The sequence below is a fragment of the Propionivibrio sp. genome, from assembly GCF_049316945.1.
Classification (GTDB): Bacteria; Pseudomonadota; Gammaproteobacteria; order Burkholderiales; family Rhodocyclaceae; genus Propionivibrio.
In genome coordinates, this window is the sequence record NZ_JBMOJE010000025.1 from 15,688 (window position 1) to 30,197 (window position 14,510).

Here is a 14,510-nt window from a genome sequence, read left to right on the forward strand (position 1 = left end):
TGTACCTGCGAAATCTTCTGAATCTCTTTTCTGGACGACACGGGGCATAAGGACGAGAATCAGTTCAATGTTGGGTTTTTTTGGTCAAGGGAGATTTATGTCGCGAAGAATGCCATTGCTGTCCCGGTTTTTCCTGGTCGCCATCCTCATTGCGACAGGCACCGTTGCGGCACCGGTAAAAACCGTTGGCTTTGACGACATGTCCTGCCGCGCCTGGGTTAAATCAAAAGACGACGCGGAACAACGGAGAATCTACCTGGCCTGGATACGCGGGGTGCTGAGCGGCCACAACTACGCCAACCAGAGCCAACAGGTGTCTGCTGTATCGAGCGGAACTGTGGAAAACTTCGTCGATCGATATTGCGTAGAGAAACCCCTTGGTGACTTCAGTGATGCCGCACTGCGCATGAGCGACAAGTTTTCAGGGCGCAACGAAGCCATAATCAAGTAGGAAAGCTCCCGGTTAACTGTTGGCACGAGGTCAGCCAGAAGTTTTTCTTGAAGCATACAACCCTAATAATCAACAACTTGGTGATTGCAGTGCTGTCTTGCAACATTGTTTGATGGCGTAGGCGGTTTGTTGTCAATACTGGGAAGTAGTAATGTTAGTATATTTTTTTGTCTGGGCGTCGCTGCCTGTTTTTTGGTACTTTGGGGATGATAATCATGAATTTCAGGGGATTGACCGCGCTTCTTTTTCTTGTATCCATTTTGGCAGGTTGTGCCGGAAACCCGATGCGTCAGTACGATGGCGAATTGAAGGAGACCGTAACTCTGGTCAAGAACGGTGCGGTCAAGCAGGCGATAGAACAGCTCGAAAAGAACAACACGCCGGGCGTCATGTCCAAGGACAAGGATATCCTCTATTATTTCGAGAAAGGCGAGTTGCTGACGCTGGATAGCAGCTATGCGCCCGGACGGGATTCCTGGCTTAAGGCCGACGAGGTTGTCCGCGACTGGGAAGACAACGTCAGGACCGATGCTGCCAAGGTGATTGGCGACATCGGAAGCTTCCTGGTCAATGACAAAACGCGGCGCTACGATGGCCAGGATTACGAAAAGGTGATGCTGTCCACCAATCTGACCCTGAGCCACATCATGCTGGGCAACTACGATTTCGCCCGCATCGAGATGAAGAAAACCTATGAGCGGGAAAAGCTGATCGAGACCTTCCGCGAGAAGGAATACGACAAGTTGCAGGAAGACGCCAAAACGAAAAACGTCACCGTCGATGTCAAGCAGATGAAGGAGTATCCGATGGGTGAACTGGATACACCGGAGGTCAATAATCTCAAAAACGGTTTCCAGAACGCCTTTTCGCATTATCTGGCCGGTTACTTTTTCGAAGTAACCGGAGAATCCTCTCTGGCCGAACCGGGCTATCGAAACGCCCTGAAGCTGGCGCCGAATTCCCGGATCGTTCAGGCCGGGCTGAAGGAAGTCGGTCGTCGCAAACCGGGACCGAAGGAATCTGATGTGCTGTTTGTGATCGAATCGGGTTTTGCCCCGTCCTGGAAGTCAGTGACCATCCCGATTCCCATTCCGCGCCAGAGCGGGTTGATGATTACACCGCTTTCCTTCCCCCTGATCAAATCGGAAAACCCGGGTTTTGTTCCTTCAACAGTTTCGGTTGCCGGGAAGCAGCTTCAGGTTGAAACACTGACCAATCTAGATACGATGGCCAGGCGATTGCTCAAGGATCAGATGCCGGGGATTCTTTTACGCACGGTTATCCGTGCCGTAGTGAAATCCGTCGCGACGGATCAAGCCTACAAGGGCGGGGTGGTGTTGGGCGTGCTGACCAACGTAGCGACCGTGGTTAGCGAGCAGGCGGATGACCGTAGCTGGCGCACTTTGCCCGAGCGCATATCCGTAGCTCGATCAACGCTTCCGCAAGGAAAGCAGATGATCCAGTTTCAAACCGGCACGGGGAGTTACAGCAAGGAAGTGGATATCGGCAGCCGCTTCACGATCATTCCGATCCGCATTACCGGCGGTACGGTTTATGTAGGTCAGCCGAACACGCTTGGAAGTGGCTTGTCTGAGGTTGTTGCTGATACTTCAATCGGCAAGAAGCCCGCCAGGAAACCCGTTAAAAAGACTAGCCCGTAAGAGCAGACCAGACACAAACCCAGTTGGAGAATCTCATGAAGCGCACATTACTCATTGGCTTGAGCCTGGTTGTCACGTTGCTGCTCGGCAGCAACGTGATGGCCGCGACCGAGCGTCGTGTTGCACTGGTAATTGGCAACAATGACTACCAGAACATCAGCAAGCTGGAAAAAGCGGTGAACGACGCCAATTCCGTTGCCGCCGAGTTGCGAAAAGTCGGCTTTGAGGTTCAGGCTTTCAACAATGTCGGCCAGAAGAAAATGAATCAGGTAATCAACGACTTTGTTCAGAAAGTCTCCGGCGGCGGCGTTGGCGTCTTCTTCTTCGCCGGCCATGGCTTGCAGATCAACAACCAGAACTTCCTCGTTCCGGTCGACATGGATCCGCCGCGCGAAGCGGATGATGTTGCCGATCAGGCGATCAGTGTCTCTGTGCTGCAGGACAAACTGGCCGTCGCCAAGGCCAAGTACACTTTGCTGGTGCTCGACGCCTGTCGAAACAACCCCTTGCCCAAAAAGGCCGGACGCTCGATTGGCTCAACGCGTGGCCTGGCCATGACCAATTCCCCGAGTGGGCAAACCGTGCTCTACTCAGCGGGCGCCAATCAGGAGGCACTCGACAGTCTCGGCAACAACGACAATAATCCGAACGGGCTTTTTACCCGTGAATTCCTTCCGATGATTTCCCAACCCGGGGTCAGTTCGACCGATGCGCTCAAAAAAACACGCTCGATGGTGATCCAGAAAGCCAAGTCGGTCGGCCATGAACAGCAACCGGCCATCTACGACCAGACCGACGGCGACTTCTACTTTGTCTCCGGCCCCGCACCGGGACAAAGCGTGACAACGTCGCCTGGAGCACAGGGCGGCACGACGACGGTGGTGCAGTCGGTCGATCCAAAAGCCATCGAACTGTCCTTCTGGGACAGCATCAAGGACAGCAAGGAGGCCGAAGACTACCAGGACTATCTAAGCAAGTACCCGAGCGGTCAGTTTGCACCGCTGGCCACCCGCCGTATTGCGGCGATGAGCAAGACGGTGAGTCGCGGCAGCGATTCTGCTTCCGCGTCAGCACCAGCAGCGGCACTTCCGCCTGCAACCGCCAGCACCCCGGCACCGCTGGCCATGGGCTCAACGCCGCCACCACCGCCTGCGGCCAGCAGCATCAGCGGCGGCAACTCGTCGATTGCCAGCAAGCTCGAACAGCAGGGCATAATGAACAACCTGAAGGTGACCGATTTACGGGCAACGAAGCGGGATAATCTGCTGCGCATTCAAGCCGAAATAACCAACATCAGCGCCGGCAACCAGCAACTTTACTACCGCTTCAAGTGGATGGACCGTGATGGCTTCAATGTCTGGGAAGATGAGCCGTGGAAACCGATGATTGTCTACGGTAATCAAAAGCAAATCATCAACGTTGTTTCACCGACTTTCAAGGCGACAGATTTCCGGCTTATTTTGCAGAGTCCGGACAGCACCAGCAATTAATTTGTATTTCAGGCAACAACTCCGGAGATGGTTCAATACCGGAAAGAAATAAACCACATATCTCAATCAAGGGGAAAAACGATGGGCTCAAAGCTTGGTTTCAATCACCGTACGCATCTGCTAACAGGCATTCTGCTTCTTGCACTGGCCGGCTGCCAGACAACTTCACCAACCACCGGAACAAGCGGTGTGAGCTATGGTGACGCCAAAGCCGTTGAAACCGTCACTACCGATCTCGGCTCGACCGACATTCAGATGATTTCGGAGAAGATGACACAAGGCCTGATCCAGACTCCCGAAATCCAGACACTGATCAAGAAACGCCAGCTGCTGATGGCCTCTCCGGTCAAGAACAAGACCAGTGAGTACTTTGACACCCGCCTGATCACCGATACCGTGCTGACGCAACTGCAGAAGAACGGCGTCAAGTACGTGATCGAAGGCGAAGACATGCAGAATCAGACGGATGAACTGATTCGCCAGAACCAGTCCGGCCTGTACAGCAAAACCAAAACCGTCAAGATGGGCAAGATGCAGGGCGCCAAGTACCGTCTGGATGGCAGCATTTCTTCCATTGTCAAGAAGACCAGTGACATCAAGGACGTCTATTACAAGATGAACCTGCGCCTGATCGAAATCGAGACCGGCATTGTCGAATGGTCGGACGAGAAGGAAATTCGCAAATCAGCGAAACGTTGATTCTGCGAGCAGTCACCTAGTAACAAAGTCACGGCAACCTGGAGCCCTTTAAATGAATGCCAAATGGTTCACCCGAGTGGGTCTTTGCACCCTGTTCGCAACAGTCAGTCTTGCTGCGTCAGCTGCACCTCCCAAGGTGGCCGTGACCGATCTGGCCTACGAGGAGCGCGTCAGCGAATATTTTCGCAACGTCTCCGCTTCGGAAAAGTCCTCGCTGCGCGCCTCCGGTCGCGAAAGCGAACGTGAGTCGGACTATGGCTATTCGCGTCGTAGCAGCGGCTCGTTAAACGCCAAGTCGGAGAGCAACTATTCCTCCTCCGAAGGCACTTACAGCTACATTGATCGCGGTGAAATGCGCAAGTTCACTGCAGATATCAAGGGCGGGATACTGAAAACCGGCCGTTTCCAGTTGATTCAGGGCAAGCCGTTTACTGACGCCAAGAACAACGAAAGGCTTTACGACATCATTGGACGCATCAAGCGGGGGATGTACCCCGGTGCCGATTACGTCCTGTTCGGCGCAATCAACAGCATCGAATTCCGTCAGGAAGCCAATCCCATCAAGAGTACCGATACGGTTTCGCATACCCTGAGTCTTGAACTGGTGGGTGAATTCAGTCTGATCAGCACCAGGAACTTTACGATCAAGTCTTCGTTCAGCGCCACAGGGGAGGGCCAGGACGTCAAATTGCTGACCAGTCAGGGCGGGCGTGTCGTACTGAACCGGGGCAAGGTCGTTTCCGAAGTTTCCAGGAGCCTTGGCGCAGACGTTGCCCGGCAACTCGAAGAGCAGTTAAGCGGAGTTTACAGCGACGGGGAAGAGAGCGGGGGCAATAACAACCGCCCGCGCGAGGAATCACCGCGCGAGGAAGTCATCATTTTCAGATAAAACGAAGAGGCAGGCCGAAGAACATCTCCTTCGGCCCAGCCACTAGCGTTTCGCCTCGCGAATAGCAAGTGTGTAAAGCATGTTCAACGATGCCAGATCCGGGTCTCCAGGTGTCTTTTCGTTCAGTTGTTTGAGCAAAGTCTCAATCTTGTCGAACTCGCGCAATTCGAGATAGCTCGCGAGCAGATAAAGCTCCGGATTCCGGTCACTCGCGTCCGCCTGCTTGCGCATTTCCGCATATTCCTTCTCGACCGTCTCCAGCCGGTCATACGGCGGTATCGAGCGCACGCGGATCATGCCGGTCTTGACGTTGCCGTCGGCTGACGGGGTTTTGGAAAGCTGTTTGACGAGAATTGCAGGCAGCGTCCTGACCTCGGGTTGCAAGCTGCCTTTTACCGTCTTGCTCGATCCGTTGCCCACTTCCAGAGCAACCGGGCCCTGCCAGGTTTCCTGTCGTCCGCCCTCGAAATAAACCACTTGCAGCCGGGAGGTACCTTCCATCATCAAGCGATCGCCTTCGCGCACCTTGACGAAAGGTTTCAGTTCGCTGGCCGCTGCTTTTTCCTCCTGCCACTTCACGTTTCCGGAAACCGCGGTCACCAGACCGACCTCAGCCGCCGTCGCGCCCAACGATACGAGCGCCAGTAGCGCCACTTTGAGCCAACCTGTTTTAATCACTTTCCTGCCCTCCTGCCCTGACCTTCAACACTTCAAACACGCGAACTGCTTCCTCGCGCCCCTTGACCTTGATGACTTCGCTGCGCCCGCAAATGACCGCCTTACCCGCTTCGACAATCGTTGCCTCGCTTGCCAAGATAGCGCAGCCGATCTCCTTTGTCATCCCTTCCAGTCGGGAGGCCAGATTAACCGTATCGCCGATCGCCGTAAACTCCATGCGTGTTGGCGAACCGATATTGCCGATAACCGCCTCGCCGCTGTGCAGGCCGATGCCGACGGCAAACTTTGGCAGATTACGTTCGGGAAAGCGTTGTGCCATCCAGACTGAAAACTCCTCTGAAACCGCGCGCAGTGCAATGGCCGCGCGCACACCGCGGATGGCATGGTCGGCCAAGGGCAGCGGCGACCCGAACTCGACCATGATGGCGTCGCCGATAAACTTGTCGATACTGCCGCCCTCCGCCAGCAGCGGCGCACAGGCACGCTCAAAATAGGTATTGAGCATCTCGACGACTTCCTTGGCGTTCAGACGCTCGCTGATCGTCGTGAAATTGCGGATATCGGAGAACAAAACCGTCATGGCCTGCGATTGGCCGCCTAGCTCAGGGCGGTTACCTGACTTCAGTAACGCCTCGACCACCTGGTCTGAAACGTAGCGACCGAACATCTGGCGCACACGCGATCGCTCGCGCTCCTCACCAGTCAAACGCCAGCCAAGAACGCTGAGAAGGGCCAGAGCCGTCGCTACCGCATAGACAGAAACCGGCACCAGTATGCCGGAGCGAAAGGCCAGAAAACCTGCCAGCGCCAGCACAAACAGATTCACCAGCCACAGCAAAGGGCCAGCCCAGACCGGCAAGGCCACGAAACAGGCGGCAGCCAGTCCGGCCAGGATGAGCAGCGTAACGATGCGCAGAGCGTCGCCCATCGGCTGCATGCGCTCGCCGGAAAGCAGCGATTCAAGCACGTTCGCGTGCAACTCGACGCCACTCATCAGGACTCCGCGCCCAGAAAACAGCCGTGTTGCATAAGGCGTGAAATGCTCATCGTTGAGGCCCGCGGCCGTCGCTCCGATGAGTACCGTCTTCCCGCGTAGCGCGGCAATAGCCGGATCGTTCAAGGCGTCATCCGCCAGCAGTTGCTTGAGTGAAACACTCGGGAAGCTACCGGGAGGCCCGATGTAGGGAATCGGCTCGGCTGGCTGCTCCCGAGCCACTTGACGTCCGCCGAGTGTCCAGCCTGCTGCCTGGGGATTGAGTCCGGCGGTAAGAACCGCTAAAAGCGACGGCAGGCCGAGTACCGGCACGCCACCTTCCAGCGGTGTGCGCTCGGCCCGCGCAACCGGTGCCACCAGATAGCGGCGTATAACCCCATCCCCTTCATCAAGCAGGTCGGCCAGCGCAATATGACCGGGAATATCAAAGTCAGGAAGCGCCAACAGATAGTCAGGGCTCGGCAGCAGATAATCCGTTTCGCGTCCGCCCGAACCGGAACGGGTCGACGCCAGTACCAATTGTCCGCTATTGATTTGCTCGCGGAAAGGACGGTCATAATCGCGTGCTGCCTGTTGCAGATCGCCACCCATTTTGCCAAGCCAGCGCTCGGGGCTGATGCTGAGCAGCATATCGAGCCCGACCACCTTCACTCCCGCCTCGCGCAAACGGGCGACGGCAACGGCCAGCCGGTCTGTCCAGAACACCATCGGGTCATCCGGATACGCTGCCAGCGTATCCTCGTCGAGCGCGATGATGGCCACATGTCGAGGCTCGGACCGTTTGCCCTGCCACTGAAACCAGAAATCCTGCAGACGCTGATCAAGGGTATTCAGTGCGCCGCCCTGCAGCAAGGCCTCGGCTAGCAGACAGGCGGCCAGTGCAAAAAACACCAGCCAGAGCCTGCGACTACCGCCAAGACGTCCAAGCATCGCTATTCCAGGTTCTGGATCTGCTCGCGCATTTGTTCGATCAGAAGCTTGAGTTCCATCGCCGTCTGCGAAACCTCGGTGACCACCGACTTGGAACCGAGGGTATTGGCTTCACGATTCAGTTCCTGCATCAGGAAATCGAGACGCTTGCCGCTGGCGCCGCCGGCTTTCAGCACGCGCTCTACTTCGTCAAGGTGCGTGGACAGGCGCGCCAGTTCTTCGGCGACGTCGATGCGCACAGCGAAAACGGCCACCTCCTGACGGATGCGTTCATCGTCGACGGCGTTGATCGCGTCGAACAGGCGTTGCCTGAGCTTCTCCTGAAAAGCCGCCTGTGCCGCCGGAATCCGTGGCGCCACTTCGCACACCAGTTCGCGCATGCGAGCCACCCGTTCAAGAATCACGGCTGTCAGTTTCGCCCCCTCTCGCGCCCGGCTGGCGGTGAAGTCTTCCAGTGCGTCCTTGGCCAGGGTCAGGCAGGCCGGAACCAGCGTCTCGATGTCCAGCGAGTCGTCGCCGAACATCCCCGGCCAGCGCAAGACATCGTTGACCGCCAGCGGCGCAGCTTGCGGCAATTCAGCGCGGATCTGCGCATCGAAGGCCTTCAGGCGCTGCAGCAAATCGGTATTGAGGTTGAGCGACTGGGCGCGCGCGGTGGCCGCGGCAAAATTCACCCGACACTCCAGCTTTCCGCGCGTCAGCCTTGCGCTGAACAATTCACGCAGCGCCGGTTCCACGACACGCAATTCCTCACAGACACGAAACTGGAAATCAAGGTAGCGCGAGTTGACGCTTTTCAGTTCGATATGCAGTGCGCCGCGTTCAACATCAAGTGTTCTTGCGGCATAGCCGGTCATGCTATAGATCATGGGAGTCCTGAAGAATTGATGTCAGGCTTGAAGTCGGCTTTACAGTCCACCGCCAAAGCCTGAGAATGATTGAATAACTACATGATAGCTTCGATACCGATGGCGCAACAAGCGAACCATGCACTTCCAGAAGGTTTCCAACTCGATGAATACCGCATTGAGCATCAGCTATCCTTGGGCGGGTTTTCGATCGTCTATCTGGCAACCGACCCGCAGGGCAAGTTTGTCGCCATCAAGGAATATCTGCCAAACAGTCTCGCCTTGCGTGGCGAAGGTGAAATCAAACCGCTGATTAGCGAAGACCACATGCCCACATTCCGCTATGGAATGAAGTGTTTTTTCGAGGAAGGCCGGGCACTGGCCAGGCTTTCCCACCCGAATGTAATCCGCGTGCTGAATTTCTTCCGCGCCAATGACACGGTTTACATGGTCATGGAATACGAGCAAGGGCGCACGCTGCAGGAGTTCATCCAGAAGAACCGGCCGCTGATCACCGAGAATTTCATCCGCAACGTTTTTACCAAGCTGCTCAATGGCCTGCGCGAAGTGCACTCGCACAAGCTGTTGCATCTCGACCTCAAGCCTTCGAATATCTACATGCGCAACGACTACACGCCGGTGCTGATCGATTTTGGTGCCGCGCGGCAGACGCTGGTCAGCGATACGCCGATGCTCAAGCCGATGTACACGCCCGGCTTTGCTTCGCCGGAGCTTTACTGCCAGCGTGAATTGCTCGGTCCCTGGAGCGATATCTACAGCGTTGGCGCTTCAATGTATGCCTGCCTCGCCGCATCGGCGCCGCAAGCCGCTGATGGCCGCCAGGAAAAGGACAAGCTGGTTCCGGCCATGGTGCGCTGGGAGGGGAAATACTCCGATCAATTGCTCGAAACGATTGACTGGTGCATGTGCCTGAATCATTTTTATCGGCCGCAAAGCGTCTTCGCGCTGCAAAAGGTACTCACCGAAAAGGTCATCAAGCCGGAAATCCTTAAAAAGACCTGGCTTGACCAGGTGGTCGGCAAATTCAAGAGAAAGATTGAAGCCAAGTGAAATTCACCATTTATCAGGAAAGCCGTACCGGCAAGCGCGCCAACAACGAAGACCGGCTGGCGCACTGCTATTCGCGTGACGCCTTGCTGATGGTCATTGCCGACGGAATGGGCGGGCACTACTACGGCGAAATAGCAGCGCAATTTGCCGTGCAGGTAATCGTTGAATCGTTTCAGCAGGAAGCCAAGCCGGAAATTCGCGATCCCTTCCTGTTCTTGCAGAAGTCGATGACCAATGCGCATCGCGCGATCCTCGATTTTACCGAGGCGCACAATCTTAAAGATTCTCCGCGCACCACCTGCGTTGCCTGCATCATCCAGGACAACATCGCTTACTGGGCGCATGCCGGCGATTCCCGTCTTTACCTGATGCGCAACGGGAAAGTACACACCCACACACGCGATCACTCTCGCATCCAGTTGCTGCTGGACCAAGGCGTGATCAACGCCGCGCAGGCCGCCGTACATCCGGATCGCAACAAGGTCTATAGCTGTCTTGGCGGCCATCAGGCGCCTGAGATCGAGTTCTCGCGCAAGACACCGCTGGAAGCCGGCGATGTGCTGGCGCTATGCACCGATGGCTTGTGGGGTGTGATGTCGGGCGAGAAAATGGCCGTCGCCTTGAAAACAGAGAATCTGATGCTGGCCGTTCCGATGCTGCTTGGTCAGGCCGATATCCGCGGCGGCCCGAACGCCGATAACCTCTCGATTGTTGTCGTGCGCTGGGAAGACAGCTATTTCGAAGAAGGCGACAGCGTTTCCAGCGCCGTTTCGACTCAGACGATGTCGCCCGAAACGGTGACCACCAAACTTGACGATTTCGGACGCAACCCGCATTACAAGACCGAGCTGACCGAGGACGAAATCGAGCGCGCCATCGATGAAATCCGCTCAACCATCCAGAAATATTCAAAATAGGAATTTCCATGCGCCCCAGCCAACGCCAGCCTTCACAACTACGCACTGTCCGTATTACCCGCAATTTCACCCGCCACGCCGAAGGCTCGGTGCTCATCGAAATGGGCGATACACAGGTGCTGTGCACCGCCAGCGTCGAGGAATCCCTTCCCGGCTTCCTGCGCGGCAAGGGCCAGGGCTGGGTGACGGCCGAATACGGCATGCTGCCGCGTGCAACGCACACGCGCAGCGCCCGCGAGGCGGCCAAAGGCAAGCAGAGTGGCCGGACGCAGGAAATCCAGCGGCTGATCGGCCGTTCGCTGCGCGCCGTGACTGACCTCAAGGCGCTCGGCGAACGCCAGATCACGCTTGATTGCGATGTACTGCAAGCCGATGGCGGTACCCGCTGCGCTTCGATTACCGGTGCCTGGCTGGCTCTCTACGATGCCTGCGAGCATCTGGTTGCCAGCGGCAAACTGGCAGAGAACCCGATTCGCGACCATGTGGCCGCCATTTCGGTCGGCATCTACCAAGGCGAACTGGTCCTTGACCTCGATTACCCCGAGGATTCCGACTGCGACACCGACATGAACGTGGTGATGACCGGCAGCGGTGGCATCGTCGAAATTCAGGGCACGGCCGAGGGCGACCCGTTTACCCGCGCGCAGATGAGCCAACTGGTCGATCTCGCCGAGGCCGGCATCAATGAGCTGGTGATTCGGCAAAAAGCCGCACTGGCTGCACTCGTCACCGCATGAAACTCGTTCTCGCCTCGAATAACGCCAAGAAACTCAAGGAACTTGGCGAGATCCTCACGCCACTTGGCTGGGAACTGATTCCACAAGGGCAACTCGGCGTGCCGGAAACCGAGGAACCGCATTGCACCTTCGTCGAAAACGCACTGGAAAAGGCCCGCCACGCCTCGCGGCTGACTGGCCTGCCGGCGCTTGCCGACGATTCCGGCCTGTGCGTCGATGCCTTTGGCGGCGATCCAGGCGTGCAATCGGCGCGCTATGCCGGCGAACCCAGGTCAGATGCGCGCAATAACGAAAAGCTGCTGGCCGAATTGTCCAGACTCGGTGAGCGCACCGACCGCAACGCCCGTTTCGTCTCGGTGATCGTCTTTGTCCGCCACGCCGACGACCCGCAGCCGATCATCGCCGAAGGCGAGTGGCACGGCGAGATTCTCGCCGCCGAACGTGGCACGGCCGGTTTTGGCTACGACCCGCTGTTCTATATCCGCGAACTCGACCAGACGGCGGCGCAACTCGACGCCGCCGAAAAGAACCTCCGCTCGCATCGCGGACAGGCACTGGCGCAACTGCTTGAGCGCCTGCAAGCACACCATTGATGACTGGCAAGAAGGCTGCTCGCATCATCCCGATCATCGCGCAGGGCAAGGCAGCCAGCCAGGCCGCGGGCAAACTTGAGTTTCGCCATCCGCCCCCGCTGTCGCTCTACGTACATATCCCGTGGTGCGTGCAAAAGTGCCCTTACTGCGATTTCAACTCGCATGAAGTACGAGGCGAGGTCGCGCACGGGGTACGCGACAGCATCCCCGAAGCCGACTACATTGCCGCGCTGATCGCCGACCTTGAATCCGCCTTGCCGCTGGTCTGGGGGCGCAAGGTATCGAGCATCTTCTTCGGCGGTGGTACGCCGAGCCTGCTTTCCGGTCCGGCGCTGGACAAGTTGCTGACGGCCATTCGCACGCTGCTGCCGATCCTGCCCGACGCCGAAGTCACGCTGGAAGCCAATCCCGGAACGGTTGAAAGCGGCAAATTCGCTGCCTTTCGCGACGCTGGCATCAACCGTCTCTCGCTCGGCATCCAGAGCTTCAACCCGAAACACCTCAAGGCGCTGGGCCGAATCCACGACGACCATGAAGCGCGCCGGGCGATCGAGATTGCTGCCACCTACTTCGACAATTTCAATCTCGACCTGATGTACGGGCTGCCGGAACAGACGCTTGAGCAGGCGCTGGAGGATGTGGAAAGTGCGCTGGCTTTTGCGCCACCCCATCTTTCCTGCTACCAACTGACGCTCGAAGCGAATACCGCCTTCGCTGCAGCACCGCCAACGCTTCCCGACCACGACCGTTGTGCCGACATGCAGGACGCCATCGAGGTCAGGCTGGCAGGCGGGGACAATTCGGCAGGCTTCACCCATTATGAAACCTCGGCCTTTGCCCAGCCGGGACGGCAATGCCGGCACAACCTCAATTACTGGAATTTTGGCGACTATCTGGGGATTGGCGCCGGCGCACACGGCAAGTTGACGCTGCACGACCGTGTGTTGCGCCAGATGCGCTGGAAACAGCCAAAACAGTATCTGGCCAAGATCGCAGAATCCAAACCGATTCAGGATGAATTTTCGGTGGGAATCCCCGATCTCCCCTTTGAATTCATGATGAACGCACTGCGTCTCAATCAGGGATTCGATGCGCAACTCTTCGAAGCGCGCACCTCGTTACCGCTGATCAACATCGAGAACGAATTGCGACGGGCAGAACGGGAAGGCCTGATCGAACGTCACCAGCAGCGCATCGCGCCAACCAACCACGGGCGACACTTCCTCAATCGACTGCTGGAGATTTTCCTCGTCGAATCCGGCTGAGCACATGCCTGCGGCCCCGTAGATAGGCCTTCTACGGATTGAATGCCTGAAGAGTGGCGTATTCATTGGCTCTGCGGCACTCATCATTGAAGAACGCCTATTGGAGCGGCTTTCGGCGACAGTACTTGATACCGCTTACTGTTTCAGTGATTCGACAGCCTCGTAGAGCTGCTGGCGCAGATCATTGGCCGGCCGCCCTTCGGCCTCTGCCAGCCGTATCTGGCGCATCAGTTCGGCAATGCGGGCTTGCGTGGCGCGCTGGTTGACCGGCGTAACCGTGATAGAAGGGGTTTTGGTGGCCGCTTTTGCGGCAACGGGCAGGTTGGCGGTCTTGCCATCGACCATCACCTGCGCCCGCTCGGCGCCAGGATTCCTGCGGCTACCTGTAATCACGATCGTCTTCGGCATATAAGGTAGCGGCATCGCGCGGCGTGCGCTCTTCTGTTGCACGGCGTTGCGCCGGAAGGCGTTGACCGCGTCCAGCAATTGCTTGTGCAACGCTTCGCTTGGTTTCCCTTCGGCTTCAGCCTCGCGGATTTTTCTCAGCAGTTCCTCGATTTCGCTCGGCGCCGATGCCGAGCGACTGGCCTCGCCGAAACTTTCCTTCGGCGCCTTGACCGCAATCTCGAATTCCTCGGGCGACGAAATCATTTTGCCGAGCCGGTAGTGGTCATAACGCATGGCCATGGTCAGCGCGTTATCACCCCAGTCGTTTTTCGATTTTGTGTCGGCGCCCGACTCAAGCAACACCTTGGTCAAATCTTCGCGGCCTTCGCGCGCGGCAAGAATGAGCGGCGTCGAACCGTTGGGCGAACGGGCATTGACCTCGGCGCCGCGCTCGATCAGGTACTTGGCAAGCTCCTGATGTCCGTTGAACACGGCGTAATGCAGCGCTCCCCAGTAGTTTCCCTCGCGGTTGAGCGCTGCACCGCGCTCGAGCAGCCATTTGACAGCCTCCAGGTGCCCGTTCCAGGCCGCCAGTTGCAGCGGCTGTTCTCCATTCCGGTTGGCCCGCCGGGTATTGGCGCCGCGCTCGATGAAAAGCGCCATCATCTCGATGTTTCCATACCAGGCAGCGATCATCAGCCCGGAGCCGATCTGGTTGCTCTGGAACTCGGGGTCAAGCCCCTCGTCCAGCCAACTCTTGACCTTGTTGATATCGCCGCGCTCAACCGCCCAGCCGAAGGTAATGGGATCAGGCAGCGCGGCCCATGCCGTTCCGGCCAACAGGCACAGTACAAAAAATAAGGCCCTGCTCTTTCTGGTAATCAACTGCATCGAAAACTT

14 protein-coding genes are annotated in these 14,510 nt (G+C 57.4%); 10 read left to right on the forward strand and 4 right to left on the reverse strand.

The window, feature by feature from the left end:
* The first annotated feature begins 97 nt into the window (after nt 1-97).
* From ACOYNV_RS08020 to ACOYNV_RS08040, 5 genes are all read left to right on the forward strand, one after another.
* Entirely contained in the window at nt 98-451 is a 354-nt protein-coding gene (locus tag ACOYNV_RS08020; RefSeq protein ID WP_422899238.1) for a hypothetical protein, read from the forward strand.
* Between the two features lie 284 nt (nt 452-735).
* Nucleotides 736-2,112 carry a COG3014 family protein gene (locus tag ACOYNV_RS08025; RefSeq protein WP_422899239.1) on the forward strand — a complete coding sequence of 459 codons (1,377 nt, stop codon included), beginning with the start codon at nt 736-738 and terminating at the stop codon, nt 2,110-2,112.
* A gap of 35 nt (nt 2,113-2,147) precedes the next feature.
* Nucleotides 2,148-3,602, forward strand: a complete 1,455-nt coding sequence (locus ACOYNV_RS08030) for a DUF1425 domain-containing protein (RefSeq protein ID WP_422899240.1) — start codon at nt 2,148-2,150, stop codon at nt 3,600-3,602.
* Nucleotides 3,603-3,683: 81 nt separating this feature from the next.
* Nucleotides 3,684-4,301, forward strand: a complete 618-nt coding sequence (gene lpoB, locus ACOYNV_RS08035) for a penicillin-binding protein activator LpoB (protein ID WP_422899241.1) — start codon at nt 3,684-3,686, stop codon at nt 4,299-4,301.
* Nucleotides 4,302-4,353: 52 nt separating this feature from the next.
* Complete coding sequence (locus tag ACOYNV_RS08040; RefSeq protein ID WP_422899242.1) at nt 4,354-5,190, forward strand: hypothetical protein; 837 nt, start codon at nt 4,354-4,356, stop codon at nt 5,188-5,190.
* A gap of 42 nt (nt 5,191-5,232) precedes the next feature.
* Here the strand turns inward: ACOYNV_RS08040 and ACOYNV_RS08045 are convergent, their stop codons facing one another.
* The 3 genes from ACOYNV_RS08045 to ACOYNV_RS08055 are packed head-to-tail and all read right to left on the reverse strand — an operon-like array spanning nt 5,233 to nt 8,661.
* The gene (locus ACOYNV_RS08045) at nt 5,233-5,868 is read right to left on the reverse strand and encodes a hypothetical protein (RefSeq protein ID WP_422899243.1); all 636 of its coding nucleotides are present in this window, start codon (nt 5,866-5,868) and stop codon (nt 5,233-5,235) included.
* Complete coding sequence (locus tag ACOYNV_RS08050) at nt 5,861-7,792, reverse strand: CHASE2 domain-containing protein (protein WP_422899244.1); 1,932 nt, start codon at nt 7,790-7,792, stop codon at nt 5,861-5,863. The genes ACOYNV_RS08045 and ACOYNV_RS08050 overlap by 8 nt, the downstream gene beginning before the upstream one ends.
* 2 nt (nt 7,793-7,794) lie before the next feature.
* Nucleotides 7,795-8,661 carry a YicC/YloC family endoribonuclease gene (locus ACOYNV_RS08055; protein ID WP_422899245.1) on the reverse strand — a complete coding sequence of 289 codons (867 nt, stop codon included), beginning with the start codon at nt 8,659-8,661 and terminating at the stop codon, nt 7,795-7,797.
* Nucleotides 8,662-8,760: 99 nt separating this feature from the next.
* On the opposite strand from ACOYNV_RS08055, the gene ACOYNV_RS08060 reads away from it, so the two are divergent.
* Genes ACOYNV_RS08060 through hemW form a run of 5 tightly spaced genes read left to right on the forward strand, consistent with a single transcriptional unit; the run spans nt 8,761 to nt 13,223 of the window.
* Complete coding sequence (locus ACOYNV_RS08060) at nt 8,761-9,711, forward strand: serine/threonine protein kinase (RefSeq protein ID WP_422899268.1); 951 nt, start codon at nt 8,761-8,763, stop codon at nt 9,709-9,711.
* Nucleotides 9,708-10,628 carry a PP2C family protein-serine/threonine phosphatase gene (locus ACOYNV_RS08065; protein ID WP_422899246.1) on the forward strand — a complete coding sequence of 307 codons (921 nt, stop codon included), beginning with the start codon at nt 9,708-9,710 and terminating at the stop codon, nt 10,626-10,628. The genes ACOYNV_RS08060 and ACOYNV_RS08065 overlap by 4 nt, the downstream gene beginning before the upstream one ends.
* 8 nt (nt 10,629-10,636) lie before the next feature.
* Complete coding sequence (gene rph / locus ACOYNV_RS08070) at nt 10,637-11,365, forward strand: ribonuclease PH (RefSeq protein ID WP_422899247.1); 729 nt, start codon at nt 10,637-10,639, stop codon at nt 11,363-11,365.
* Nucleotides 11,362-11,958, forward strand: a complete 597-nt coding sequence (gene rdgB, locus ACOYNV_RS08075; protein WP_422899248.1) for an RdgB/HAM1 family non-canonical purine NTP pyrophosphatase — start codon at nt 11,362-11,364, stop codon at nt 11,956-11,958. The genes rph and rdgB overlap by 4 nt, the downstream gene beginning before the upstream one ends.
* A complete protein-coding gene (gene hemW / locus ACOYNV_RS08080; RefSeq protein ID WP_422899249.1) occupies nt 11,958-13,223 on the forward strand; it encodes a radical SAM family heme chaperone HemW in 1,266 nt (421 codons plus the stop codon). The genes rdgB and hemW overlap by 1 nt, the downstream gene beginning before the upstream one ends.
* A 135-nt stretch (nt 13,224-13,358) precedes the next feature.
* Here hemW and ACOYNV_RS08085 read toward each other — a convergent pair whose 3' ends face one another.
* Nucleotides 13,359-14,501, reverse strand: coding sequence for an ankyrin repeat domain-containing protein (locus ACOYNV_RS08085; RefSeq protein ID WP_422899250.1), 1,143 nt, complete (start codon nt 14,499-14,501; stop codon nt 13,359-13,361).
* Nucleotides 14,502-14,510 lie beyond the last annotated feature (9 nt).

What these genes read in the sequence shown, in the direction of transcription:
- ACOYNV_RS08060 (WP_422899268.1), top strand. Translation starts at nt 8,761, where the DNA reads ATGGCGCAACAAGCGAACCATGCACTTCCAGAAGGTTTCCAACTCGAT.
- ACOYNV_RS08050 (WP_422899244.1), bottom strand. Translation starts at nt 7,792, where the DNA reads ATGCTTGGACGTCTTGGCGGTAGTCGCAGGCTCTGGCTGGTGTTTTTT.
- hemW (WP_422899249.1), top strand. Translation starts at nt 11,958, where the DNA reads ATGACTGGCAAGAAGGCTGCTCGCATCATCCCGATCATCGCGCAGGGC.
- ACOYNV_RS08085 (WP_422899250.1), bottom strand. Translation starts at nt 14,501, where the DNA reads ATGCAGTTGATTACCAGAAAGAGCAGGGCCTTATTTTTTGTACTGTGC.
- ACOYNV_RS08025 (WP_422899239.1), top strand. Translation starts at nt 736, where the DNA reads ATGCGTCAGTACGATGGCGAATTGAAGGAGACCGTAACTCTGGTCAAG.
- ACOYNV_RS08030 (WP_422899240.1), top strand. Translation starts at nt 2,148, where the DNA reads ATGAAGCGCACATTACTCATTGGCTTGAGCCTGGTTGTCACGTTGCTG.
- ACOYNV_RS08020 (WP_422899238.1), top strand. Translation starts at nt 98, where the DNA reads ATGTCGCGAAGAATGCCATTGCTGTCCCGGTTTTTCCTGGTCGCCATC.
- rdgB (WP_422899248.1), top strand. Translation starts at nt 11,362, where the DNA reads ATGAAACTCGTTCTCGCCTCGAATAACGCCAAGAAACTCAAGGAACTT.
- ACOYNV_RS08055 (WP_422899245.1), bottom strand. Translation starts at nt 8,661, where the DNA reads ATGATCTATAGCATGACCGGCTATGCCGCAAGAACACTTGATGTTGAA.
- ACOYNV_RS08040 (WP_422899242.1), top strand. Translation starts at nt 4,354, where the DNA reads ATGAATGCCAAATGGTTCACCCGAGTGGGTCTTTGCACCCTGTTCGCA.
- lpoB (WP_422899241.1), top strand. Translation starts at nt 3,684, where the DNA reads ATGGGCTCAAAGCTTGGTTTCAATCACCGTACGCATCTGCTAACAGGC.
- rph (WP_422899247.1), top strand. Translation starts at nt 10,637, where the DNA reads ATGCGCCCCAGCCAACGCCAGCCTTCACAACTACGCACTGTCCGTATT.